The 23095-nt window shown below is 63.5% G+C and carries 22 protein-coding genes; 11 read left to right on the top strand and 11 right to left on the bottom strand.

Annotated elements, in window-relative coordinates; translation table 11 throughout:
* Positions 1–10 precede the first annotated feature (10 nt).
* Positions 11–1234, top strand: a complete 1224-nt coding sequence (locus tag AC1RMD_RS11985; RefSeq protein WP_492926847.1) for a type II secretion system F family protein — start codon at positions 11–13, stop codon at positions 1232–1234.
* Positions 1235–1237: 3 nt separating this feature from the next.
* Here the strand turns inward: AC1RMD_RS11985 and AC1RMD_RS11980 are convergent, their stop codons facing one another.
* Positions 1238–2092 carry a DMT family transporter gene (locus tag AC1RMD_RS11980; RefSeq protein ID WP_492926963.1) on the bottom strand — a complete coding sequence of 285 codons (855 nt, stop codon included), beginning with the start codon at positions 2090–2092 and terminating at the stop codon, positions 1238–1240.
* A gap of 103 nt (positions 2093–2195) precedes the next feature.
* Entirely contained in the window at positions 2196–3146 is a 951-nt protein-coding gene (locus AC1RMD_RS11975; RefSeq protein ID WP_492926846.1) for an alpha/beta fold hydrolase, read from the bottom strand.
* 103 nt (positions 3147–3249) lie between these two features.
* Here AC1RMD_RS11975 and AC1RMD_RS11970 point away from each other — a divergent pair, with 103 nt between their 5' ends.
* Positions 3250–3627: a MerR family transcriptional regulator gene (locus AC1RMD_RS11970; protein WP_492926845.1), complete on the top strand. Its 378-nt coding sequence runs from the start codon at positions 3250–3252 to the stop codon at positions 3625–3627.
* A 30-nt stretch (positions 3628–3657) separates the two neighbouring features.
* Here AC1RMD_RS11970 and AC1RMD_RS11965 read toward each other — a convergent pair whose 3' ends face one another.
* Positions 3658–4119: a hypothetical protein gene (locus AC1RMD_RS11965; RefSeq protein ID WP_492926844.1), complete on the bottom strand. Its 462-nt coding sequence runs from the start codon at positions 4117–4119 to the stop codon at positions 3658–3660.
* A gap of 175 nt (positions 4120–4294) precedes the next feature.
* Between AC1RMD_RS11965 and AC1RMD_RS11960 the strand changes: the two genes are divergently transcribed.
* The 4 genes from AC1RMD_RS11960 to yacG all read left to right on the top strand — a co-directional run bounded on the left by AC1RMD_RS11960 (position 4295) and on the right by yacG (position 6820).
* Positions 4295–5170 (top strand): prepilin peptidase, encoded by an 876-nt coding sequence (locus AC1RMD_RS11960; protein ID WP_492926843.1) that lies wholly within the window; start codon positions 4295–4297, stop codon positions 5168–5170.
* A 7-nt stretch (positions 5171–5177) separates the two neighbouring features.
* Entirely contained in the window at positions 5178–5816 is a 639-nt protein-coding gene (coaE, locus tag AC1RMD_RS11955) for a dephospho-CoA kinase (RefSeq protein WP_492926842.1), read from the top strand.
* A gap of 65 nt (positions 5817–5881) precedes the next feature.
* A complete protein-coding gene (zapD, locus tag AC1RMD_RS11950) occupies positions 5882–6637 on the top strand; it encodes a cell division protein ZapD (protein WP_008445477.1) in 756 nt (251 codons plus the stop codon).
* 9 nt (positions 6638–6646) lie between these two features.
* Complete coding sequence (yacG, locus tag AC1RMD_RS11945) at positions 6647–6820, top strand: DNA gyrase inhibitor YacG (protein ID WP_008445476.1); 174 nt, start codon at positions 6647–6649, stop codon at positions 6818–6820.
* A gap of 7 nt (positions 6821–6827) precedes the next feature.
* Here the strand turns inward: yacG and AC1RMD_RS11940 are convergent, their stop codons facing one another.
* From AC1RMD_RS11940 to argJ, 5 genes are all read right to left on the bottom strand, one after another.
* On the bottom strand, positions 6828–7679 hold the full coding sequence (locus AC1RMD_RS11940) for a DUF3667 domain-containing protein (RefSeq protein WP_492926841.1): 852 nt from the start codon (positions 7677–7679) through the stop codon (positions 6828–6830).
* Positions 7680–7807: 128 nt separating this feature from the next.
* The gene (locus tag AC1RMD_RS11935; RefSeq protein WP_492926840.1) at positions 7808–8230 is read right to left on the bottom strand and encodes an anti-sigma factor domain-containing protein; all 423 of its coding nucleotides are present in this window, start codon (positions 8228–8230) and stop codon (positions 7808–7810) included.
* A gap of 20 nt (positions 8231–8250) precedes the next feature.
* The gene (locus tag AC1RMD_RS11930; RefSeq protein WP_492926839.1) at positions 8251–8667 is read right to left on the bottom strand and encodes an NUDIX domain-containing protein; all 417 of its coding nucleotides are present in this window, start codon (positions 8665–8667) and stop codon (positions 8251–8253) included.
* On the bottom strand, positions 8664–9536 hold the full coding sequence (locus AC1RMD_RS11925; RefSeq protein ID WP_492926838.1) for an ATP-binding protein: 873 nt from the start codon (positions 9534–9536) through the stop codon (positions 8664–8666). Before AC1RMD_RS11925 ends, AC1RMD_RS11930 begins: the two co-directional genes overlap by 4 nt.
* A gap of 1 nt (position 9537) precedes the next feature.
* Positions 9538–10776, bottom strand: coding sequence for a bifunctional glutamate N-acetyltransferase/amino-acid acetyltransferase ArgJ (gene argJ, locus AC1RMD_RS11920; RefSeq protein ID WP_492926837.1), 1239 nt, complete (start codon positions 10774–10776; stop codon positions 9538–9540).
* 392 nt (positions 10777–11168) lie between these two features.
* On the opposite strand from argJ, the gene AC1RMD_RS11915 reads away from it, so the two are divergent.
* From AC1RMD_RS11915 to AC1RMD_RS11905, 3 genes are all read left to right on the top strand, one after another.
* Positions 11169–12383 (top strand): porin, encoded by a 1215-nt coding sequence (locus tag AC1RMD_RS11915; protein WP_492926836.1) that lies wholly within the window; start codon positions 11169–11171, stop codon positions 12381–12383.
* Positions 12384–12398: 15 nt separating this feature from the next.
* Positions 12399–12800, top strand: coding sequence for a type 2 periplasmic-binding domain-containing protein (locus tag AC1RMD_RS11910; protein ID WP_492926835.1), 402 nt, complete (start codon positions 12399–12401; stop codon positions 12798–12800).
* Between the two features lie 74 nt (positions 12801–12874).
* A complete protein-coding gene (locus AC1RMD_RS11905; protein ID WP_492926834.1) occupies positions 12875–14878 on the top strand; it encodes a sensor histidine kinase in 2004 nt (667 codons plus the stop codon).
* Here the strand turns inward: AC1RMD_RS11905 and AC1RMD_RS11900 are convergent.
* Both AC1RMD_RS11900 and AC1RMD_RS11895 read right to left on the bottom strand, forming a co-directional pair.
* Entirely contained in the window at positions 14875–15642 is a 768-nt protein-coding gene (locus AC1RMD_RS11900; RefSeq protein WP_492926833.1) for a LytR/AlgR family response regulator transcription factor, read from the bottom strand. The genes AC1RMD_RS11905 and AC1RMD_RS11900 overlap by 4 nt on opposite strands.
* Positions 15643–15647: 5 nt before the next feature.
* Positions 15648–16760: a sensor histidine kinase gene (locus tag AC1RMD_RS11895; RefSeq protein ID WP_492926832.1), complete on the bottom strand. Its 1113-nt coding sequence runs from the start codon at positions 16758–16760 to the stop codon at positions 15648–15650.
* Positions 16761–16904: 144 nt separating this feature from the next.
* Here AC1RMD_RS11895 and AC1RMD_RS11890 point away from each other — a divergent pair, with 144 nt between their 5' ends.
* The gene (locus tag AC1RMD_RS11890; protein WP_492926831.1) at positions 16905–18989 is read left to right on the top strand and encodes a TonB-dependent receptor plug domain-containing protein; all 2085 of its coding nucleotides are present in this window, start codon (positions 16905–16907) and stop codon (positions 18987–18989) included.
* Positions 18990–19603: 614 nt separating this feature from the next.
* Here AC1RMD_RS11890 and secA read toward each other — a convergent pair.
* Positions 19604–22390, bottom strand: a complete 2787-nt coding sequence (gene secA / locus AC1RMD_RS11885; RefSeq protein ID WP_492926830.1) for a preprotein translocase subunit SecA — start codon at positions 22388–22390, stop codon at positions 19604–19606.
* A gap of 223 nt (positions 22391–22613) precedes the next feature.
* Between secA and AC1RMD_RS11880 the strand changes: the two genes are divergently transcribed.
* On the top strand, positions 22614–23093 hold the full coding sequence (locus tag AC1RMD_RS11880; protein ID WP_492926829.1) for a hypothetical protein: 480 nt from the start codon (positions 22614–22616) through the stop codon (positions 23091–23093).
* Positions 23094–23095: the final 2 nt, after the last annotated feature.

The raw sequence follows: 23095 nt of genomic DNA, 5'->3' as shown, positions 1-23095 counted from the left end.
GACAAACTCCATGGCGACATCGGGCAACGCGGGCCACCAGGTCAAGGAATCGATCTTCTCCTGGGAAGGCAAGGACAAGAGCGGCAAGACCGTGCGCGGCGAGCTGCGCGCCGGCGGCGAGGCCGTGGTCAACGTCACCCTGCGCCGCCAGGGCATCATGGTCACCAAGGTCAAGAAAAAGGCCTACCGCAGCGGCAAGAAAATCACCGACAAGGATATCTCGCTGTTCACGCGCCAGCTGGCGACGATGATGAAGGCCGGCGTGCCGCTGCTGCAATCGTTCGACATCGTCGGCAAGGGCCACTCCAATCCATCGGTGTCCAAGCTGGTGATGGACTTGCGCGCCGATATCGAGACCGGGACCAGCCTGAACCAGGCGTTCCGCAAGTTCCCGCTGTACTTCGACCCGCTGTTCTGCAACCTGGTCGGCGCCGGCGAGCAGGCCGGCATCCTGGAGGACCTGCTGACGCGGCTGGCGATCTACAAGGAAAAGACGCTGGCCATGAAGGCCAAGATCAAGTCGGCGCTGATGTATCCGGTGTCGATCCTGGCGATCGCCTTCATCGTCACGGCGGTGATCATGATCTGGGTGGTGCCGGCGTTCAAGGAAGTGTTCGCGAGCTTCGGCGCCAACCTGCCGGCGCCGACCTTGTTCGTGATGGCGATCTCGGAATTCTTCGTGGCCTGGTGGTATCTGATCTTCGGCGGCATCTTCGGCGCCATCTACTTCTTCTTCCGGGCGTGGCAGCGCTCATTGCAGATGCAGCGCTTCATGGACCGCCTGCTGCTGCGCCTGCCGGTGTTCGGCGACGTGATCCGCAAGGCCACCATCGCCCGCTGGACCCGCACCCTGGCCACCATGTTCGCCGCCGGCGTGCCGCTGGTGGAGTCGCTCGATTCGGTGGGCGGCGCGGCCGGCAACGCCGTCTACCTGGACGCCACCCGCAAGATCCAGAACGAGGTCAGCACCGGCACCAGCCTGACGGTGGCGATGCAGAACGCCGACGTTTTCCCGAATATGGTGACGCAGATGGTCGCCATCGGCGAGGAGTCCGGCTCGCTGGACGCCATGCTGGGCAAGGTGGCCGACTTCTACGAGGAGGAAGTGGACGAGGCCGTCGGTGCGCTGTCGAGCCTGATGGAACCGGCCATCATGGTGATCCTGGGCGTGCTGATCGGCGGCCTGGTGGTGGCCATGTACCTGCCGATCTTCAAGCTCGGTTCGGTGGTCTAGCCGTTACGGCGCCAGGTCCCCTTTGAGCCGATGAGGATCTGGCGTTTCGTGGCGTAGCAGGTAGATGCCCGAACCGATGATGATGGCCGCGCCGATCAGCGTGTAGCGGTCGGGCAGCGCCTGCCAGAGCAGCCAGTCGAGCGCCACGCCCCAGGCCAGGGCCGAATACTCGAACGGCGCCACGCGCGAGGCCTGGCCCGACGAGAACGCCGTGGTGAGGCCGAGCTGGCCGAGAAAGCCCGATACCGCCAGGCCGGCGAGCACCCAGCCATCATCCGCCCGCAGCGGCACCCATCCCGGCAGGGCCAGGGTCACGCCGCCAATGGACATCAGTATCATCAGCCAGAACATCATGTGCCCGGTGCTGTCGGTGCGCGCGAGGATGCGGCCCCAGATGGCCGACACCGCGTAGCAGACCGCCGAGGCCAGCACGGCCAGCCCGCCGATGGTCAACAAGCCAGAACCATCGGGACGCAGCACGACCAACACGCCCCCCATGGCCACGGCGATCGCGATCCACTGGCCGACGCGCACCTGCTCCTTCAAGATGAACACCGACAGCGCCGTGATCATCATCGGACCGAAAAAGAAGATGGTGTAGGCCTCGGCCAGCGACAAGCGCTTCAGCCCGAAGGCAAACAGCGAGAGCATGGCGACGCCGATCACGCCGCGCCCCACATGCAGCGACCAGCGCACGCGCAGCAGGCTGCGGGCGGCGCCAAGCCACACCACGTAGGCGCCGACCAGCGGCAGCGAGACGAGCGCACGCAGCGCGGCGACCTGGATGGCCGGATAGTGCGCCGACAGGATCTTCATCGCCGTGTCCATCAGCGAGAACATGGCGACGGCGAACATCATCGCGTAGATCGCGCGCAGATTGCCGTCGCTGGACGGCGCACAGGTGCTGACTGCTTTCATACCAAACCTCACTCGTTGTTTCCTCGAATTTTCCCCGATTCGGCTAGCGCGCGGCGCAGCTGTCCGGGCGTACGCCGGTAGCATTTAAAAAAGTCGCGATCAGGTCGGCGATTTCCCGCGGCGCGTCTTCGAGACTGTAATGGCCGACGCCATTGAGCCGGTGGATCGATGCCAGAGGAAACAGTTCGCTGAACAGCGGCAGAAAGTGCTCCGCAGCCAAGGTTCGGTCGGCATCGCCCCAAATCGCAAGTGCCGGCTTCGACCGGATCGCGTCGAGCGCAGCTGCGTCCGGAACTTCGAAACGATGGGCCCCGGTCGCGATGCCTCGGGCCCAGCCGAGCGCCCCGGCGCTGTCGGCAGGCACGGCAAAACGTGAACCGTAGGCACGCAACCACGTATCGGTGATACGGCCATGGTTCTCGAAACCGTTGAGCTTCAAGGTACTGAGGATATTGAAACCCAGTTCGTCCAGCACGGGCTTGAGGCGGCCCTGCGATTCAGCGCGAACGATCCACTGAAACCATGGCGAAACTGCGGCATTCGCGTTCAAGCGATCGTTCAAAGAGCTCTGGCCAAACGGCGTCGGGCCATTCGTGCTGACGATCCGACGAATCCGACCGGGATGCCGCGCTGCCAGCCCCATGCCGACGGGACCGCCGAAATCGTGCATGACCAGAGTGATGTCGCTCAAATCCAGGGCAAGCACAAACTGTTCGAGGTTGTCGATGTGATCCTGCAACCAATACGTGCGGTCTGCCGGCGTCTCGCTCTTGCCGAATCCCATGTGGTCGGGCGCGATCACACGGTAGCGCTCCGACAGCGCCGCGATGAGATCGCGAAACAGATAACTCCAGGTCGGCTCGCCATGAAGGCACAAGACGACCTCCCCGGAATCGAGTCCTTCATCCACGTAGTGCATGCGAAAGCCGGCAGCGTTGCTGAAGCGCGGCGTGAACGGAAACGTTCCGTCAAACGTGTCGTTTGCAGGTGTCATGAGCAAGTCCCTTTACCAATTGGGCGGCGGACTATCCCGCCGCTGGAAACAGGCTAAACTCTGACAGTGCTGTCATGGTCAAGCGTATTTTTCAGGAGATATCATGCGTATCGGGGAACTGGCCCGCCGCACCGGCGTTAGTGAGCGCATGCTGCGCTATTACGAACACGAGGGTTTGCTCAAGCCGAAGCGGACCGATGCCGGCTACCGCGATTACGGTCCCGAAGAGGTCGATGCGGCGCACCGCATCCGCGTGCTCAGCGCGGCCGGATTGAAGATCCGGAGCATCCGCCTATTGCTACCCTGCGTACTCGGCATCAAGCCGGTATTCCATCCTTGCGCCGACGCCAGGGCGGCATTGGAGCGCGAAGTGGAAAAACTCGACGTCAAGCTGCGTGACCTCGGCGAAAGCAGGCGGGTTGTCGCGAGTCTGCTGAACGCGATCAACGTCAACCAGGCGTGGCCGCTCGATCTGCGGTAGCGGCGCGCAGGTGCGGGCGCGCCAACTGTTTCACCCCGCATTGTCGGCGCGGCCCATCCAGGCCGCCAGCCGGCGCCGCCAACCGCCGCGGCACGGCTGCCGGTAGCACAGCCGCGCGGGGACTTTGTGCAACACCTTGGCGCCCTGCTCCTCCAGGCCCGGCACCTCGATGCCGCCGCGCAGCGCGAGGATGCGGTCGCGGCTTTCGGCCAGCGCTTCGTCGGCCTGGTCGAGGATGGTTTCGATGGTGGCGCGTTCAGCGCTGCCGGCCGGCAGCCGATGGCCTACGCCCTGGATGCGCAATATCATGCCCTGCATGTTCTGCAGCAAGGTATCCTGCAGAGCGAAAGCGGCTTGCTCTTGCCACGCGATCCGCGCCTGGCGGCACAGGCGGCGCCGCCAGGCTGCGCGCAGGCAGGCCAGCAGCACGCCGACCAGCACCAGGCAGCTAACCAACAAGCCCAGCAGCAAGGGCGGGGTAAGGGAGGGCAAAGGCGGACTCCGCAGCGCAGAATGGCAGACTCTCCACCTTGCCATAACCTCAATAGCGTTTCCATATCCCCAAGGAGGGTCTTGACGCCGGCCGCGCGCGCTGAAAAACCATCCCGCAATGTTGCTGTAATGCTTTAATATGGGCCTCTGTGATTATCTACCGGCCCGACCTGCCATGCCTGAACCAACCCTGTTGTTTGCGCCCGCCGGCGAGCTCGCCATCAGCCTGATCGCCGGCCTGTTCGGCCTGCTGTTCGGCAGCTTCCTGAACGTGGTGATCCACCGCCTGCCGAAAATGATGCAGCGCGAATCGGACAACTATTGCGCCGTCGAGGCCGGCAAGGATGAGCCGCACACCACCCGCTACAACCTGATGGTGCCGCGCTCGGCCTGCCCGCACTGCCAGCACCAGATCACCGCGCTGGAAAACATCCCGGTGCTCAGCTACCTGGTCCTGCGCGGCAAATGCAGCAACTGCAAGGCGCCGATCTCGGCCCGCTACCCGGCCATCGAAGCGCTGACCGGCGTGCTGTCGGCGGTGGTGGCGTGGCACTTCGGCAGCGGCTGGGCCGGCCTGTCCGGCCTGCTGTTCCTGTACCTGCTGATCGCCATGACCTTCATCGACTTCGACACCCAGCTGCTGCCGGACGACCTGACCTATCCGCTGATCTGGGCCGGCCTGCTGATCAACCTCAACGGCACTTTCGCCACGCTGCACGACGCCGTCATCGGCGCGGCGGCCGGCTATCTGGCGCTGTGGTCGGTCAATTGGGCGTATAAACTGGTGCGTCACCGCGACGGCATGGGTTATGGCGACTTCAAACTGCTGGCCGCGCTGGGCGCGTGGATGGGCTGGGCGACCTTGCCGGCCATCGTGCTGATGTCGTCGCTGGTGGGCTCGGTGGTCGGCATCGCGCTGATGCTGGTCAACCGCCGCGGCTTCGATTACCAGATCCCGTTCGGCCCCTACCTGGCGGCGGCCGGCCTGATCATCTTCCTGTACCGCGATCCGATCATGGCGTTCACCCGCACCTTCTATCCTTACCTGTAAGGCGACGATGAGCACACTGCCCTTCTCCATCGGCCTGACCGGCGGCATCGGCAGCGGCAAGAGCACCGTGGCCGATATGTTCGCCGCGCGCGGCGCCAGCGTGGTCGACACCGACCTGATCGCCCACAGCCTGACCGCGCCCGGCGGCGCGGCGATGCCGGCCATCGTCGCCGAGTTCGGCGCCGGATTCGCCGACGCCAATGGCGCGCTCGACCGCGCCCGCATGCGCAGCCTGGTGTTTGCCGACGCCGGCGCCAAGGCCCGCCTCGAAGCCATCCTGCATCCGCGCATCCGCGACGCCGCGCTCGCCGCCGCCGAGGCCGCCACTGGCGACTATGTGATCTTCGCCGTGCCGCTGCTGGTCGAATCGGGCACTTGGCGTGCGCGGGTTACGCGCGTACTCGCGGTAGACTGTCCGGAGGAAGTGCAAATCGCGCGCGTGATGGCGCGTAACAATCTGCCGGAAACCCAGGTCCGCGCCATCATGGCGGCGCAGGCCAGCCGCCAGCAACGGCTGGACGCGGCGGACGACATTATCGAAAACGGTGGCGGAATCGAGGCTTTGGAGCCCCAAATCGCCCGACTTCACGATTTATATCTGGCATTTGCGAAAAGAACGGCAACAATACCTTCGCAACGTTTGTAATTTTGCTTGGCTTGCTTCAAAATCACGGGAATTAATCGCAAGTCCAACTACTGAGGGATGTTATTTTGATTGTCTACGAATATCCTTTCAACGAGCGCATCCGCACGTTGTTGCGATTAGAGGATCTGTACGAGAAATTCAAGTTCTTTGTGCATCAAGAACACCCTATGCAGCACCACGTCGCCTTGGCGACCATCTTCGACATGCTGGAGGTGGCCGGCCGCGCCGACTTGAAGTCCGACCTGTTGCAAGAACTGGAGCGCCAGCGCCAATCGCTGCTGGGCTACCGCATGAACCCCAATGTGCAAGCGGAAACGCTGGACGCCATCCTGGCCGAGCTCGATGGCGTGAGCAGCGCCTTGGTCGCGGCCCAGGGCAAGACCGGGCAGAACGTGCGCGACAACGAATGGCTGATGAGCATACGCGGCCGCACCATCATTCCCGGCGGCGCCTGCGAATTCGACCTGCCGTCCTACTACGCCTGGCAAAAACGTCCGGCCGAACAGCGCTTCAACGACATCGCCACCTGGTTCGCGCCGCTGGCGCCGCTGTTCGACGCGCTGGGCCTGGTGCTGCGTCTGCTGCGCGATTCCGGCGGCCCGGTCAAGATGATCGCCGTGGCCGGCAGCTATCAGCAGATGTTGCAGGGCAAGGTCTACCAGATGCTGCGCCTGACCCTGGATGAATCGCTGGGCGCGATCCCGGAAATCTCGGCCAACAAGTACATGCTGTGGGTGCGTTTCACCTCGCAGGGCGGCGACCTGAAACCCAAGCCGCTGGAAGATGATGTACCATTCGAGCTCACCCTCTGTAACTTTTAAAGAATTATCATGGCCACCGTAGTTGACTGCCCTACCTGCTCCGCCAAAGTGGAGTGGAAGGAAGAGAATAAATTCCGTCCGTTCTGCTCGGAACGCTGCAAACAAATCGATCTCGGCGCCTGGGCCGAGGAAAAGTACGCCATCCCGGCCGCGCCGCCGGTCGATCCGAACGACGAAGAATAAGCCGGGCTCACAGCAGGGAAATAAAGAAGGCGATCAGGCTCATCAGCAGGAAGGCCTTCACTTCCAGATACACCAGCGCTCCCCAGCGCGCCGCCAGTACCAGCCAGCTTCCGCCGTACATGCGGCGCATGCCGAACATCATGTACACCGCCAGCACCAGCAGGGCGATTGGTGCGGCATATTCCGTCACCTCCTCCAGCAGCATCCAGGTCAGAAAGTCCAGCAGGGCGAAGGTCTGCAGGTGCATCGAAAATACCAGGTGCTCGCCATAACGCCAGCCGGTCCCCGCGTTGAGCAGCTTGAGGAACAGCGCAACGACTGGAATCAGGCACAGTATCAGCGTCGGCCCGAGCTTCAGCCAGTTATGCCATAAGACACTGCCGCGTTCAGCTTTGGGCAGCGCCTCGAACTTGTCCAGATGTTCGCGGAATGTCGGGCTGAGCCGTTCAAACACGTCCACCATCAGTTTCGTGGTCAACGGCTTTTCCAGCGGCTTGGCGTCCTGCGTTTGCACAGCGGCTGGCTTGCTCTCAGGCTGCTTGTTGTCGACCAGGTGGGTCTGCAGCTTCAGCGCGCCGAACACCAGCATCGACACCGTCAACAGCAGGCGCAGCGGATCGATGTGGCGGGTGCGGCGGCCGCAGATGAAGTCGACCGTCAGTTGGCCCGGACGCCGAAGCAGATCGCCGAAGGTGCGCCACAGCTTGCCCTCCGCCGCCACGAAGTGGCCGATGAAATGATGGATGAATTCGCCGGCCGAGGCCACGTGCACATGGCTGCTCTGGCCGCACTGGCTGCAATACTTGCCATCTACCGGCGCGGCGCAATCGTGACAGGAACCGGCGGACTTGGGACGCACATCATGGGCCCGTGGGCCGAGACTGACAAATTTCATTGACAAGAAAAATTGTGGAAACAGGCGGCCATCATAGGCAGTGTCGAAAACTTAGTCAAACAGCAATGTTCACAGATACAACACTCTGCCTGTCAGCGCGGTTTGACAGCCTGCCCGTTGTACAGTACCGGCCCGGTGGGCGTAGCGGAGCCGCCTTGCGGTTCCAGTGTGATGTCGAACGATGGCTCCGCGGCCAGCGCCGGCAACTGTTCCAGCGACAGTTTCAACTGGCGGTCGTGCTCCAACAAACCCAGCGACACCGGCGCAGTCCAGCCCGGTGCGGATATCCATAATTGCAATGCCTTGCGGTTGGCGACGACGGTGTCGTGCAGCGGCGTCAGCGTCAGTTGGCGGTCCACGCTCACCGACGCGATCCAGCCGGCGTTGCGGTCCTGCGGCGCCGACAGCACCGCCATCCAGGCCGGGCCAGGCGGCTCGGGACGCAGCACCAGCAGCGCGCCCAAGCCCGCGCAGGCCGCCAGCGCGACGCCGGCCAGCCCGCGCCAGAGGCTCATGCTATTCCACCAGCGCCCCATCACGATCCGTAGCGCACCATGTCCAGCCACTCCAGCAGCGGAATGGTGGCCGGCAGCAGCGGCTCGACGCCGACCGCGCCTTGCCAGGCGAAGGCCTGGTTTTCCAGGCTTTGCGGCTCGCCGCTCCAGTCGCGGCTGATGAAGAAGTGCAGCCGCACGTGCGCGTGTTCGTACACATGCTCGATGCCGCACCACTCCTCGGCGCTGTTGATGGACAGGCCCAGCTCCTCGACGAACTCGCGCTTGAGCGCCTGCAGTATGCTCTCGCCCGGATCGACTTTACCGCCGGGGAATTCCCAATAGCCTTCGTACGGCTTGCCGGCCGGACGCTGGCCCAGCAGCACGTCGCCGTTGGGCTTCATCAGGATGCCGACGGCGACATCGACCGGCTTGACCTTCACCTCGGCGCCGCTCATGCCAGCTTCCCGGCGTAGTCCTTGGCGAACTGCCAGGCCACGCGGCCCGAACGCGAGCCGCGCTGCAAGGCCCAGCGCAAGGCGTCGGCGCGCGACGCTTCGATCTGCGCCTCGCTGCAGCCCAGCGACGACAGCCAGTGGCCGACGATGGCCAGGTAGTCGTCCTGCTTGAACGGGTAAAACGTCAGCCACAGGCCGAAGCGTTCGGACAGCGAGATCTTCTCTTCCACCGTCTCGCCGGGATGCAGGTCGCCATCCTCGTCGTGCTTGTAGCTCATGTTGTCGGACATACGCTCCGGCATCAGGTGGCGGCGGTTGGAGGTCGCGTAGATCAGCACATTGTCCGACTGCGCCGAGATGCTGCCGTCCAGCGCCACCTTCAGCGCCTTGTAGCCGCTCTCGCCCTCCTCGAACGACAGGTCGTCGCAGAAGACGATGAAGCGCTCCGGCCGACCCGCCACGATGTCGACGATGTCGGGCAGCTCGGCCAGGTCGGCCTTGTCGACTTCGATCAGGCGCAGGCCGTCCTTGCCGAACTGGTTCAGGCAGGCCTTGATCAGCGAAGACTTGCCGGTGCCGCGCGCGCCGGTCAGCAACACGTTGTTGGCCGGCTTGCCCTGCACGAACTGGCGGGTGTTCTGCTCGATCTGCTCTTTCTGCGGGCCGATATGCTGCAGGTCGTCCAGCGCGATCGGCGACACATGCGCCACCGCCTGCAGATAACTGGCGCCGCCGCCGTTGCGCTTGCGCCAGCGGAAAGCGAAGCCCAGCTTCCAGTCCGGCTCGCGCGGCGCCTGCGGCAGCACCGCCTCCACGCGCGCCAGCAAGGCCTCGGCGCGCACCAGGAATTGTTCGAGAGGCGTCGCCATCTTAGGAACGGTAGTCGGCGTTGATGCTCACGTAGTCGTGCGACAGGTCGCAGGTGTAGACGGTGGCGGCAGCCGCGCCGCGCGCCAGCTTGACGCGCACCAGGATCTCGCTCTGCTGCATCACGCGCTGGCCGTCTTCTTCCTTGTAGTCCGGATTGCGGCCGCCGTTCTTGGCCACCCAGACATCGTCCAGGTACAGATTGAGCTGGCTGACATCGAGGTCGTCGACGCCGGCGTAGCCGATGGCGGCCAGGATGCGGCCCAGGTTAGGGTCGGAAGCGAAGAACGCGGTCTTGACCAGCGGCGAGTGGCCGATCGAATAGGCGATCTTGCGGCACTCTTCGACGCTGGCGCCGTCTTCCACGGTGATGGTGATGAACTTGGTCGCGCCCTCGCCGTCGCGCACGATGGCCTGCGCCAGGAACAGCGACAGCTCGGTGACGGCGGCCGCCAGCTCGGCGTATTCCGGCGAATCCACCGAGGTGACTTCCAGCGTGCCGGCGCCGGTGGCGATCAGCATGAAGGAATCGTTGGTCGAGGTGTCGCCGTCGATGGTGATGCAGTTGAACGACTGGTCGGCCACCTGCTTGACCAGCACGTCGAGCACCGGCTGCGCCACCTTGGCGTCCAGCGCCAGGTAGCCCAGCATGGTCGCCATGTTCGGCTTGATCATGCCGGCGCCCTTGCTGATGCCGCTCATGGTGACCGTGTGGCCGCCGATGGCGACGGTGCGCGAGCCGGCTTTCGGCTGGGTGTCGGTGGTCATGATGGCTTCGGCGGCGTGGTACCAGTTGTCGGCCTTCAGGCCGGCGACCGCTTGCGGCAGGCCGGCGATCACTTTGGCGGCCGGCAGCGGCTCCAGGATCACGCCGGTGGAAAACGGCAGGATCTGCGATGCTTCGCAGCCCAGCTGCGCGGCCAGCGCGGCGCAGGTTTCATTGGCCAGCGCCAGACCCATTTCGCCGGTGCCGGCGTTGGCGTTGCCGGTGTTGATCAGCAGCGCGGCGATCGGCTTGCCGCTTTCCTTGGCGGCCGCCAGGTGGGCCTTGGCGATCTGCACCGGCGCGGCGCAGAAACGGTTCAGCGTGAACACGCCGGACACGGTGGCGGTAGGCGCCACTTTCATCACCAGCACGTCCTTGCGGTTCGGCTTCTTGATGCCGGCTTCGGCAAAACCGATTTCGATGCCGGCTACAGGCTTCAGTGCGGAGGCGACGGGCAGAGGGGAATTGACGGCCATATGAGTGTTCTCGTGAGTGGAAAGTGGGAGCCGCTATTGTAATACCTGACGGACAAAATGGCGCATCGCATCATTCCCTCCACAGCCACAACTATCGGTTACAAATTCTCACCATCCTCCCCAGGCATAACTTAAGCGCAAATTTGCTCAAAAAGCACTAGAAGGATGTCATACAACCCCATGAATTCATTGAGGAAATCGCTGTTTTCAACTTAAAAGCCACAAGATTTTAGTACGTACGTTCTAATTCATAAAAATTGAATTCATGCCGTACGGAAATTAGTTTATGGTTTAGCCCGAGTGCCCCATCCCCGCATGTCACGAGACAAACAAGGCGACACGATCGTCAATAGCAAGAAACAACTGACAACAAATCAAAGGATACCGACCACATGAAAAAGCAACTTCTAGTAGCTGCCGTATTTGCCGCCACCGCCACCATGCAGGCACAGGCAGGCACCCTGGGTGACGAAAACCTGACCATCAGTGCCTTCGGCACGCTGGGCGTGGCCAAGAGCAACACCGACCAGGCGCAATTTGCCCGCTACAACCAGGCTGAAGGCGTGAGCGACCAGGCCAAGATCGGCCTCGACACCAACCTCGGCCTGCAAGCGACCTACCGCATCAACGACTGGTTGTCCGGCACCGCGCAGATCCTGACCCGCAAGAACACCAGCCCGACCTTCACCACCGACCTGACCTGGGCCTTTCTGAAAGCCCGCATCAACGACGAAACAAGCGTGCGCGTCGGCCGCGTCGTGGTGCCGACCTTCCTGATCTCGGACTACCAGAACGTCGGCTACGCCAACACCATGATGCGTCCGCCGATTGAGATGTACGGCCAGGCCCCGATCGAAAACGTCGACGGCGCGGACGTCAATTATCAGCACGCCTTCGGCGACTTCAACTTCACCACCCAGGCTTTCGCCGGCGTCAGCCGCGGCAAGCTGTTCGTGCCGACCGGCGCCGGCGCCGTCGCGACCTACCGCGCGCCTGCCGCCGGCATCACCTTCATCGGCGAGTACGGCCCATTCCTGTTGCGCGTCGCACACGCCCGCGCCGACCTGAAGACCAACGACCTGGGCCCGATCAACACCCTGACCGGGACGTTGAACCAGTTCGGCTTCAAGCAGCTGGCCAATGACCTCGGCCTGACCGATGGCAAAAAGATCGCCTTCACCTCGATCGGCGGCACCATGGATTGGCGCAACATCGTGGTCCAGACCGAGTACGCCCAGCGTCGCGCCAAGGAAGCCGTCTACGTTCCTGACACCAATGCCTGGTACACCATGGTCGGCTACCGCGTCGGCAAGTTCCTGCCCTACTACGCCCACGCCTCCGTCCGCGACGCCGGCAGCTCGGTGACCCCGCCCGCCAACCTGCCGAAGAACCACCCACTGGGCGTCGCCGTGTATGGCCTGCTGCCAGCGACCGAACAGACGTCCGACCTGATCGGCGTGCGTTGGGACTTCGCCAAATCGATGGCGTTGAAAGTGCAGGTCGACCGCGCCAAGCCTAAAACCAAAGGCGGCTCGCTGATCTTCGTCCAGCCTGGCTTCAACAACAACGTCACCGTGGTCGCCGCGGCGATCGATTTCGTCTTCTAATCGGGAGTCCACAACATGAAAAAAATGATCATCGCTGCGTTGCTGTCGTCGTTCGCCGCAGCCGGCGCCTCGGCGGAAACCGTTGTCATCGTCAGCCAGAAGAACCCGGCGACCCGCATGTTCTCGGAACAGGCTTCGCAGTTCTTCCTCGGTAAATCCAACCTGTTCACGCCGGTCGACCAGGCCGAAGGTTCGCACATCCGCGCCGACTTCTACCAGAAGGTCGCGGAAAAAGACCCGGCGCAGGTCAAGGCCCTGTGGTCCAAGCTGGTGTTCACCGGCAAAGCCACGCCGCCGAAGGAATATCCGAACAACGCCGAGGTGAAGAAAGCAGTTGCTGCCGATCCGAAGGCGATCGGTTATATTGACAAGTCGGCAGTGGACGACACCGTCAAAGTGATCCTGACCCTGCCTTAACCTCCAGGTAGCCCTGGCACCCTGCCGTCCCGCGCGGACGGCAGGTACGTGCGCTCCTGGCAACGCCACAAGGAGTGTACGTTTTGAGTCTATCGCTGCGCGCGAAATTTCTGCTGCTGAGCGCCGTCATCCAGGCGCTGGTGGTTGGCCTGCTGATCTGGAACAGCCTGCGCCTGATGAACCAAGCCGTCAGCACCAACGCCGAACGCGTCGCCCGCGAATACGCGGTCACGCTCAATCTCTCCCTCAGCCCCTACGCCACGCGCGGCCGCCTGTCCGAACTGACCAACTACCTGACCGAAATGCTGGCCGATCCGGACGACAGTTTTGTGCGCTATCTGGTCATCCTCGACGAAAACGAAAAACCCATCATCGAAGCCGGCAAGCGCAACGGCCCGTTGCCGGACCTGCTGCGGCAAGGCGGCGGCACCAGCTTCAAAGGCGTGCGCACCCTGCTCGACGACGCCATGCTGCACGCGCGCTCGCCGCTGCTGTTGCGCGACAACCGCGTCGGCTCCATCAATTTCGGGCTCACCACCAAGGACCTGAAGCAGGCGCGCGACGAGGTGCTGCTGCAAGGCGGCGTGATTTCGCTGATCGGGCTGGCGCTGGGCGTGGTGCTGTTCTACGCCTTCACCCACGGCATCGGACGCCGCCTGCACGCGCTGACCGACCAGTCGCAGCAAATGGCGCTGGGCGACTACAACAAGGCGCTGCCGGTCGAGGGCGACGATGAAATCGCCGTCTTCACGCGCACGCTCAACGCCATGAGCGCAGCGCTGCGCGAACGCATCGCGCAGCTGGAGCAATCGCAGCTGCGCTTGTCGGAATCGGAGGCGCGCTTCAAGACGCTGTTCGACATGGCGCCGCTGCCGCTGACGGTGTCGGACCGCGACGGCCGCATCGTCGCCGCCAACCGCGCGGTCACGCACACCTTCGGCGCCGGCGCCGCCAACCTGATCGGCAAGCGCAGCGACGAAGTGCCATTCTGGGCCAGCACGCTGGAGCGCGACCGCATCTGGAAAATGTATCAGACCGAAGGCGCGGTGCATGGCGCCATCGCCGGCGTGCTGCTGCCCGACGGCAGCGTGGGCAGCGTGGCGATCTGGTCGTCCTCGCTGACCCTGGACGGCAACGACTCGATCATCTGGGCGCTGCTGGACCTGACCGAGGAACTCAACGCCAAGCGCGAGCTGAAGGACTTGAACGTGTCGCTGGAGTCGCGCGTGCGCGAGCGCTCGGCGGCGCTGGAGCGCGCCAATGCCGACCTGAGCACGGCGCTGGAGACCTTGCAGCATACGCAGGACGAACTGCTGGCGGCCGAGAAAATGGCCTCGCTCGGATCGCTGGTGGCGGGCATCGCGCACGAGCTCAATACGCCGATCGGCAACAGCCTGCTGGCGTCGACCGCATTGCGCGACCGCGTGGTGGAGTTCGACCTGCACGTGGCGGCCGGCGCGCTGCGGCGCTCGGAACTGACCGCGCACCTGGAGGAAGTGCGCCTGGCCAGCCAGCTGATTTCCGGCTCGCTGCACAAGGCGGCGGAGCTGATCTCGTCGTTCAAGCAAATCGCCGTGGACCAGACCAACGACCAGCGCCGCAGGTTCGACCTGCTATCGGCGGTGCACGACACCATGGCCACCTACATGCCGCGCCTGCGCCGCGCCGAGTGCGAGGTGATACTGCAGATACCGGAACGACTGAGCTTCGACTCCTATCCCGGCGCCTTGTACCAGGTACTGAATAACCTCGTCAACAACACGCTCAACCACGCCTTCGACCAGCGCAAGGGCGGCACCATCACCGTGCGCGCGGAAGCGGTGGACGACGACATCGTCGAGCTGATGTTCAGCGACGACGGCGTCGGCATGGCGGACGACGTGCTGCGCCGCGTGTTCGATCCCTTCTTCACCACCAAGATGGGCCAGGGCGGGACGGGGCTGGGAATGAACATCGTCTACAACATCGTCACCGGCGTGCTGGGTGGACGCATCACCATCGATTCGGCGCCGGACGTGGGCACGGCGGTGCGCATGCTGCTGCCGTACTCCGCGCCGCAGCGCGACGCTACACGCTAGACTGCCGCGAGGCGGGCGCGCGCCGCTTCCACGTGGCGCTCGCTGACGGCCACCGTATCGCCGCAGCGCAGCGCCAGCAGGTAGCTGCCATCCCCCACCACGGACATCGCGGCGAACTGCTCCGCGGCGACGATGGCTCGGCGATGCACGCGGACGAAGCGGGCCGGGTTCAGGTGTTCCTCCAGTCGGCTGAGCGGCATGCGGTACAACACGCAGCGTGTCGCCAGGTGCAGCTTGACGTAATTGCCATCCGCCTCCAGCCACTGCACATCCTCAAGCCGTATGCACTCGATGCGCCCGATCGAACGCACGCTGACCTGCTGCCAGTAGCCCGCCGGCGCGGCCGCCGGCTGCGCGGCAACGTAGGCGCGCAAGGCCGGCGCGAAGCCCGCCAGCTGGCGCTGCGCCAGCATCGCCGCCGCGCGTTCCAGCGTCTGTGCCAGGCGGGCGTCGTCGAAAGGCTTGAGCAGGTAGTCCATCGCGTGCACTTCGAAGGCTTCGATCGCGTAGACGTTGTAGGCGGTGACGAACACGATCAACGGCGGCTCCGCCATTGCGCTCAGGCTGCGCGCCAGGTCGATGCCGGATTCCTTCGGCATCTGCACGTCCAGGAACACCAGGTCCACCTCCTGCCGCGCCAGCAGTTCGCGGGCGGCGGCAGCGCTGGCGCATTCGCCGGCCACCTGCCACTGCGGATGCCGCGCCAGCGCGTAGCGCAGGTTGATGCGCCCCGGTTCTTCGTCGTCGACCAGCAAGACACGCATCGCCGTCACTCCTTCGGATAAAGAGGCATGCGGATCGCCACTTCGAAGCGGCCGTCGCGCAAGGCGCTGTCCAGCGATGCATCGCCGCGATAGGCCAGTTGCAAGCGCGCCCGCGTGTTGGCCAGCCCCATCCCGAGCCCCGGATTCGGCGACGCGTCCGTCGTGACCGGATTGCTGATGCGAATGTGCAGTTGCTCGCCTTCGCGCCGCATGTGGATGCCGATATCGCTGTCCCCTTCGTGGCAATCCAGGTCGTGGCGCAAGGCGTTTTCGATCAGCGGTTGCAGCAGCAGCGGCGGGCATTCGCCGCCATGAACGTCGCCGATATCCATCTGCACTTGCAGGCGCGCCCGGTAGCGCAGGCGCTGCAAGGCCAGGTAGTCGTCGACGAAGGCCAGCTCCTCGCCGACGCTGACCCAATCGCGGCCGCTGGCGGTCAGTGCGTAGCGCAGCAGATCGCTCAGGCGGTTGATGCCGTTGAGCGCCAGGTCGCCGTCGCTGGTGCGCACCAGCGCGCTGATCGCGTTCAGCGCGTTGAAGATGAAGTGCGGCTCCAGTTGCGCGCGCAGGGCCAGCATGCGCTGGCGCTCCAGCTCCAGGTTGAGATGCAGGTTGTCGGTCAGCGCCTGCTGCCAGGCCTTGTCCCGCGCCTGGCTGCGGCGCCAGATGCAAATGGCGGTGACCGCCGTGTAGGTCCCGGTCGCCCAGGCGAATTCGAGGAACACATTGAAACCGTGCGGCGACAGCAACAGGCGCAAGGCATGGGCCAGGTCCAGCGCACCATCTTCACGCAGCGCGTCCAGCACCGCCATGTAGACCAGCTGTAGCGGCAGGAAGATGAACAGCACCATCGCGTAGCAGCGCGCGATGGCGCGGGCGCTGGCGGTCAGCTCGGGCCGGCGCCGGAAGACCAGGTACAGGCCGAAGCTGAGCGTCATCATCAGCACGTGATTCAAATCCCAGTTCAGCATTACGCGCCCATAGCTACGGCTGCCGCCTTCGCGCAACACGTCGCTGTAGACGCTGGCGGCGCCGACCGCGCACAGCAAGCCCCACACCAGCAGATTGACCAGCAGGGTGTTGCGTACTTCGCGCCATGTGAGGGAGGGTTGATCCATGACGGCGAGTATATCAGCGGCATGGGCCGCCAAAATGCGCGGCGGCCGGGCATCGTCACCGCAATCCGGGCGCTCGTCACAAAGGCGCTCTCGCACGGCCGGTGCGGCGCGATACTCTGCGCCGGATTAACTTACGCCCATCTCATGAAACCTCTTTTACTGCTCTGCCTCGCGGCGAGCGCGAATGCGCAGGACGCCGCCGACATGCAGCGCGTCGACATCAACGGTTCCGCCGCCCAGGCCCTGCGCCGCAACGACACGGCGGCCAAGATCGTGGTCGGCCGGGCGGACATCGACCTGTTTGGCGACACCACGCTTTCCGCCCTGCTCAAGCGACAGCCTGGCATCTCCGTGGCCGGCGGCGAAGTGCGCATGCGCGGCCTGGGCGCCGGCTACACGCAGCTGCTGATCAACGGCGAACCAGCACCGCAGGGCATGTCCATCGACGCCATCTCGCCCGAACTGATCGAGCGCATCGAGATACTGCGCACCGCGTCGGCCGAATACAGCGCGCAGGCGATGGCGGGCAGCATCAACGTCATCCTGCGCAAAGGCAGCCGCGCGCAGCGCGACCTCAAGCTGGGCATCGAAAACCTGCAAGGCGTAACCGGCCCTTCCGCCACGATGCAGATCGCGGATCGCGACGGCGCGCTATCGTACGGCCTGGCCGCCACGCTAAGTGAAACGGGTTTCCGCAACACGCCCGGCACCACCGAGCGCGTAGAAGGACCGGCCGCGCTGCGCACCTTCGCGGAACTGAACGCATCGCGCCAGACCAAACTGAATCTGGCGCCGCGCCTGACCTGGACACTGGCAAACGGCGATACGCTGGCATGGCAAAACCTGTTGGACCTGTACCGCACCAGCAGCCACGGGGACTCCCATGAAACCACCATGTACGGCGCATCGACCGCCTACCCAAACAATGACTGGCACGCGCTGTCGCACACGGCCTTCCTGCGCAGCGGCGCGACGTGGACGCACGCGGTCGGCGCGGACGGCAAGCTAAGCGTAAAACTGGGCTACGACTACAACCACCGCAACACCGACTACGCCTTCCACGGCGCCAGCAAAGGCGGCACGCCGCTGTTCACGCGCGCAGTCACATCGACCGCCGACGACGACAGCCTCACCACCAGCGGCAAATACCTGGCCCGCCTGCGCGAAGCACACAGCCTCGCCATCGGCTGGGACGGCGCCGACACGCGCCGCAGCGAGACGCGCCTCCAGGACGACAGTACGGCCAGCGGCGCTGCGCTGGGCCAACTGCTGCAAGAGTACGAGGCGCGCGTGCGCCGCATCGCCCTCTTCGCTCAAGATGAATGGGACGTGACGGCCCGCCTGCAGGCCTATCTCGGACTGCGCTGGGAAGGTCTGGACACCCGCACCGACGGGGCCCTGCTGGCGGCGGTGCAAAACCACTCCAGCGTTTTCAGTCCGGTGGCGCAGATGATGTGGAAGCTGCCGAACCAGGAGCGCGACCAGGTGCGGCTGGCCCTCGCCCGCACCTACAAGGCGCCGCCAACCCGCGACCTGCTGCCACGCCGCTACACCATCAACAACGACAACGGCCCCACCAATCCGGACGTGCAGGGCAATCCAGATCTGCGGCCGGAATTGGCATGGGGATTGGATGCGGCGTATGAATCGTACTTCGGCAAGGAGGGCTCGGTGAGCGTATCGGCCTACGCGCGGCGCATCCGCGACGTGACGGTGCAGCGCCTGTTCAGCCAAAACGGTTCGTGGGTGACGACGCCGTTCAACGGCGGCAAGGCCAAGGTGGCCGGCATCGAGTTCGACGCCAAGTTCCCGCTCAGCGCATGGCCGGTCGACGTGCGCGCCAACGCCTCGCGCAACTGGTCGCGGCTGGACGCCGTGCCGGGCCCGGACAATCGTCTCAGCGCGCAAATCCCCTTCAGCGCCAACGTCGGGTTGGACTACCGCCCCGCCGGTACGTTGACACTGGGCTTCAACGCCGGCTTGCAGACGGGCGGCCTGGTCAGGATCAGCGGCAACTTGGCCAGCTACACCGGCGTAACGCGCACCTTGGACGGCTACGCGCTATGGAAATTCGACAGCAAATCGCGGCTGCGCGTGTCGCTGTTGAACGTCCTGCACCAGGACCAACTGCTGGGCAGCTTCTACGCCGACGCCAGCTACACCGCCACCCGCACCGCCAGCACACCCACTCGCGCCGGTATCCGCGCAGTCTACGAGCGACAGCTTTAGACGCACGGCAAGGCACTACACAGAATTGACAAGCTAGTTAATCGGGTTTAGCATTGAGATACCACTCATCCCTTGTAGTGTCATTAAGTTGACCCTCACTCGGGACGGAAGAGCCGCTCTTATGGGCGGCTTTTTCACATCCAAAGAGAGCAAGCTGGTGTCCACGAACAATGCGTCGAGCGGGAAGACTGTGGCCTACGTTGATGGCTACAACCTTTACTATGGGCGCTTACGGGGTACGCGATTCAAGTGGTTCGATATTGTGAAGTTCTTCGAAGCATTACTCTTACGGCGAGACCAAAACGAAACTCTGGACAAGGTCATTTTTTTCACCGCCCCAGCATTAGCAACTTTCGCCACGCACGGAACGGACGCCAGTCCACCCGCCCGTCTCCGGGAAAAATGTACATAGGAGTATCAGCGGTTCGCTTTCAAAATATTCGCATTGGAATATCACGCATCTGACTGACGAGCAGCTGGATGATGCACAACTGCCGCCCACCGTCCCAACCAAGAAGAAACCAATACAGAAGCCGTTGCATTGGTAAGCGCGCGAGCAAAGGAGCTCGCACCACATAACATAAAAAAACCGGAGACTAGCTCCGGTTTTTTGTTTATGCCAGCTTGCCGTGGCAGGCTTTGTACTTCTTGCCGCTGCCGCATGGGCATGGGTCGTTGCGTCCGACTTTCAGGCCCATCTCCATCAGCTGCTCGGCGCTCAGGCCTTGCAGCTCCGGTGGCAGGTTGCCCAATACCGGCGCTGGCGCCAGCAGTTCTTCAGGCGCTGCGTTCGGGTTGAAGTCGGCGTGCTGGTAGCTCACGTTTTCAACGTGCGACTGCTGCATTGCCGCTTCGGCCGCATCGATCTCTTCGCGCGACTGGATACGCACCGTCATGATCAGTTTGACCACTTCGTTCTTGATCATATCCAGCATCTGGCCGAACAGTTCGAACGCTTCGCGCTTGTATTCCTGCTTAGGGTTCTTCTGCGCGTAACCGCGCAGGTGGATACCCTGGCGCAGGTGATCCAGCGCCGCCAGGTGTTCGCGCCAGTGGCTGTCCACGCTTTGCAGCATCACGTTGCGCTCGAAGCCGCCGAACGATTCCTTGCCGACGATGTCGATCTTCGACTGATACAGCGCATCGGCCGCAGCGATCACGCGTTCCAGGATGTCGTCGTCGTTCAGGTTCTGTTCTTTTTCCAGCATGGCGCGCAACGGCAAGTCGATCTGCCATTCCGCCGCCAGCGCCGCTTCCAGGCCCTTGATGTTCCACTGCTCTTCCACCGATTCCGCCGGCACGTATTCGCGTACCAGGTCGGTGAAGGCGCCGTGGCGCAGGGACTGGATCAGCTCCGAGATGTCGGTCGCTTCCAGCAGCTCGTTACGCTGCTGGTAGATCACTTTACGCTGGTCGTTGGCGACGTCGTCGTATTCCAGCAGCTGCTTACGGATATCGAAGTTGCGTGCCTCGACCTTGCGCTGCGCGGACTCGATCGAACGCGAGACGATGCCCGCTTCGATAGGTTCGCCTTCCGGCATCTTCAGGCGGTCCATGATGGCGCGCACGCGGTCGCCCGCGAAGATGCGCAGCAGCTGGTCGTCCAGCGACAGGAAGAAGCGCGACATGCCAGGGTCGCCCTGACGTGCTGCGCGGCCACGCAGCTGATTGTCGACGCGGCGCGATTCGTGACGCTCGGTGCCGACGATATGCAGGCCGCCGGCAGCAACCACCTGCTCGTGCAATGCCAGCCAGCCGTCGCGCAGTGCTTTCGATTGCGCGGCCTTGTCGGCGTCGCTCAACGCAGCGTCGGCTTCCACGAACTGGATCTGCTTCTCGACGTTGCCGCCCAGGACGATGTCGGTACCGCGGCCGGCCATGTTGGTGGCGATGGTGATCGCTTTCGGGCTACCTGCCTGGGCGATGATTTCCGCTTCACGGGCGTGCTGTTTCGCGTTCAGGACGTTGTGCGGCAGGCCGCCCTTGGTCAGGATGCCCGACAGCAGTTCCGAGTTTTCGATCGAGGTGGTACCGACCAGCACCGGTTGGCCGCGGTCGTAGCATTCGCGGATTTCCAGCATCATGGCGTTGTACTTCTCGGCCGACGATTTGTAGACCTGGTCCTGACGGTCCTTGCGCTGCGAAGGACGGTTGGGCGGGATCACCACGGTTTCGAGGCCGTAGATTTCCTGGAATTCGTAGGCTTCGGTATCGGCGGTGCCGGTCATGCCGGCCAGCTTGGCGTACATGCGGAAGTAGTTCTGGAAGGTGATCGAGGCCAGGGTCTGGTTCTCGTTCTGGATCTTCACGCCCTCTTTCGCTTCGACTGCCTGGTGCAGGCCGTCGGACCAGCGGCGGCCCGTCATCAGACGGCCGGTGAATTCGTCGACGATCACCACTTCATTGTTCTGCACCACGTAGTGCTGATCCTTGAAGTACAGCGCGTGCGCGCGCAGCGCCGCGTACAGGTGGTGCACCAGCGTGATGTTGGCCGAGTCGTACAGCGACGCGCCTTCCGGCAGCAGACCCATTTGGGTCAGGATCGCTTCGGCTTTTTCGTGACCGGCTTCGGTCAGCAGCACCTGGTGGGCTTTTTCGTCCTTGGTGTAGTCGCCCGGGACTTCAACCTTGCCCTTGCCGTCCGGCGTTTCTTCGCCGACCTGCATGGTCAGCAGGCGCGGCAGCTCATTGATCTTGTAGTACAGGTCGGTGTGGTTCTCGGCCTGGCCGGAAATGATCAGCGGGGTGCGGGCTTCGTCGATCAGGATCGAGTCGACTTCATCGACGATGCCGAAGTTCAGGACGCGCTGCACGCGGTCGCGGGCTTCGAACACCATGTTGTCGCGCAGGTAGTCGAAACCGAATTCGTTGTTGGTGCCGTAGGTGATGTCGGAGCCGTAGGCCGCCTGCTTGGTGGCGTGCTCCATCTGCGACAGGTTGATGCCGGTCGTCAGACCCAGCCAGCCGTACAGCTTGGCCATGGTTTCCGCGTCGCGCTGCGCCAGGTAATCATTGACGGTGACGATGTGCACGCCCTTGCCCGACAGCGCGTTCAGATAGGCCGGCAGGGTCGCGGTCAGGGTTTTGCCCTCGCCGGTGCCCATTTCGGCGATCTTGCCGAAGTGCAAAACCATGCCGCCGATCAGCTGAACGTCGAAGTGGCGCATCTTGAAGACGCGTTTGCTTGCTTCGCGGCAGACGGCAAACGCCTCGGGCAGGATCGCGTCCAGCGATTCGCCATTGGCGATGCGTTCCTTGAATGCAGGCGTCTTCGCTTGCAACTCGGCGTCGGACAGTTTTTCCATCGCCGGCTCGAGCGCATTGATCTCGCGTACCGTTTTTTGGTATTGCTTGAGCAGCCGCTGGTTGCGGCTACCGAAAATCTGGGTCAGTAATGACATGCTTGAATTCTTGAAAAAACGCCGTTAAAAAAAGCTCTGTAGGGGAAAAACGCCTTACCGCACGGAGTTCGACTATGGCAAAAGACGGTGATTTTATCATGCGTCCGCGCCTACATTGGGTTATTGACCTGTTTAACAATAGCCCAAGAGTGAACAATGTCACAAAATTAAGCTATTTTAACCGGTGGTGACGTTTTTTTGCCGCTGTGATATGTTGCTGCACATGCGATTCAACTCTTCCAACGTGTCCATCAGGCGTCACACCCCCGTCGGCGCGACCGATTTCCTGCGCCGCGACGACAAAATGGCGGCCCTGCTGCCGGCCATCCAGCGCATGGCCGCGCTGCAAAAAGACTGCGCGGCGGCGCTGCCGGCCATGTTCAAGTACTGCGAAATCCTGGCCTTCGAGGCCGGGCAACTGACCCTGTCGTTGCCGAACGCGGCGCTGGCGGCCAAGCTCAAGCAGCAACTGCCCAAGCTGCAGGACACGCTGGCCCTGCGCGGCTGGCAGGTGCAGGGCGTGAAATTGAAGGTGCTGATGACCAAGCCGGCCGAGATCAAGGAGCAGATGCGCTCGCTGTGGCTGACGGAAGCGGCCGTGACGGCCTTCGACGAGCTCGGCGATACGCTGGACGACACCCCGCAGAACGCCTCGCTGATCGCGGCCCTTAAAGCGATGGTGGCGAAACGGCGCCCAACCTAGAA

The sequence above is a fragment of the Duganella sp. GW822-FHT06D06 genome, assembly GCF_058799615.1.
Note: the sequence above shows the minus strand (reverse complement) of the source record. Positions and strands in the feature narration are given on the sequence as shown.

Bases quoted from the DNA above. Each gene is read 5' to 3' on its own strand.
- AC1RMD_RS11980 (WP_492926963.1), bottom strand. From the start codon at position 2,092: ATGATGTTCGCCGTCGCCATGTTCTCGCTGATGGACACGGCGATGAAG.
- AC1RMD_RS11890 (WP_492926831.1), top strand. From the start codon at position 16,905: ATGAAACCTCTTTTACTGCTCTGCCTCGCGGCGAGCGCGAATGCGCAG.
- AC1RMD_RS11930 (WP_492926839.1), bottom strand. From the start codon at position 8,667: ATGAGCGGCGCCGAGGTGAAGGTCAAGCCGGTCGATGTCGCCGTCGGC.
- AC1RMD_RS11900 (WP_492926833.1), bottom strand. From the start codon at position 15,642: ATGCGTGTCTTGCTGGTCGACGACGAAGAACCGGGGCGCATCAACCTG.
- coaE (WP_492926842.1), top strand. From the start codon at position 5,178: ATGAGCACACTGCCCTTCTCCATCGGCCTGACCGGCGGCATCGGCAGC.
- AC1RMD_RS11975 (WP_492926846.1), bottom strand. From the start codon at position 3,146: ATGACACCTGCAAACGACACGTTTGACGGAACGTTTCCGTTCACGCCG.
- AC1RMD_RS11880 (WP_492926829.1), top strand. From the start codon at position 22,614: ATGCGATTCAACTCTTCCAACGTGTCCATCAGGCGTCACACCCCCGTC.
- AC1RMD_RS11935 (WP_492926840.1), bottom strand. From the start codon at position 8,230: ATGAGCCTCTGGCGCGGGCTGGCCGGCGTCGCGCTGGCGGCCTGCGCG.
- AC1RMD_RS11915 (WP_492926836.1), top strand. From the start codon at position 11,169: ATGAAAAAGCAACTTCTAGTAGCTGCCGTATTTGCCGCCACCGCCACC.
- yacG (WP_008445476.1), top strand. From the start codon at position 6,647: ATGGCCACCGTAGTTGACTGCCCTACCTGCTCCGCCAAAGTGGAGTGG.
- AC1RMD_RS11960 (WP_492926843.1), top strand. From the start codon at position 4,295: ATGCCTGAACCAACCCTGTTGTTTGCGCCCGCCGGCGAGCTCGCCATC.
- AC1RMD_RS11910 (WP_492926835.1), top strand. From the start codon at position 12,399: ATGAAAAAAATGATCATCGCTGCGTTGCTGTCGTCGTTCGCCGCAGCC.
- argJ (WP_492926837.1), bottom strand. From the start codon at position 10,776: ATGGCCGTCAATTCCCCTCTGCCCGTCGCCTCCGCACTGAAGCCTGTA.
- AC1RMD_RS11970 (WP_492926845.1), top strand. From the start codon at position 3,250: ATGCGTATCGGGGAACTGGCCCGCCGCACCGGCGTTAGTGAGCGCATG.
- AC1RMD_RS11925 (WP_492926838.1), bottom strand. From the start codon at position 9,536: ATGGCGACGCCTCTCGAACAATTCCTGGTGCGCGCCGAGGCCTTGCTG.
- AC1RMD_RS11985 (WP_492926847.1), top strand. From the start codon at position 11: ATGGCGACATCGGGCAACGCGGGCCACCAGGTCAAGGAATCGATCTTC.
- AC1RMD_RS11895 (WP_492926832.1), bottom strand. From the start codon at position 16,760: ATGGATCAACCCTCCCTCACATGGCGCGAAGTACGCAACACCCTGCTG.
- secA (WP_492926830.1), bottom strand. From the start codon at position 22,390: ATGTCATTACTGACCCAGATTTTCGGTAGCCGCAACCAGCGGCTGCTC.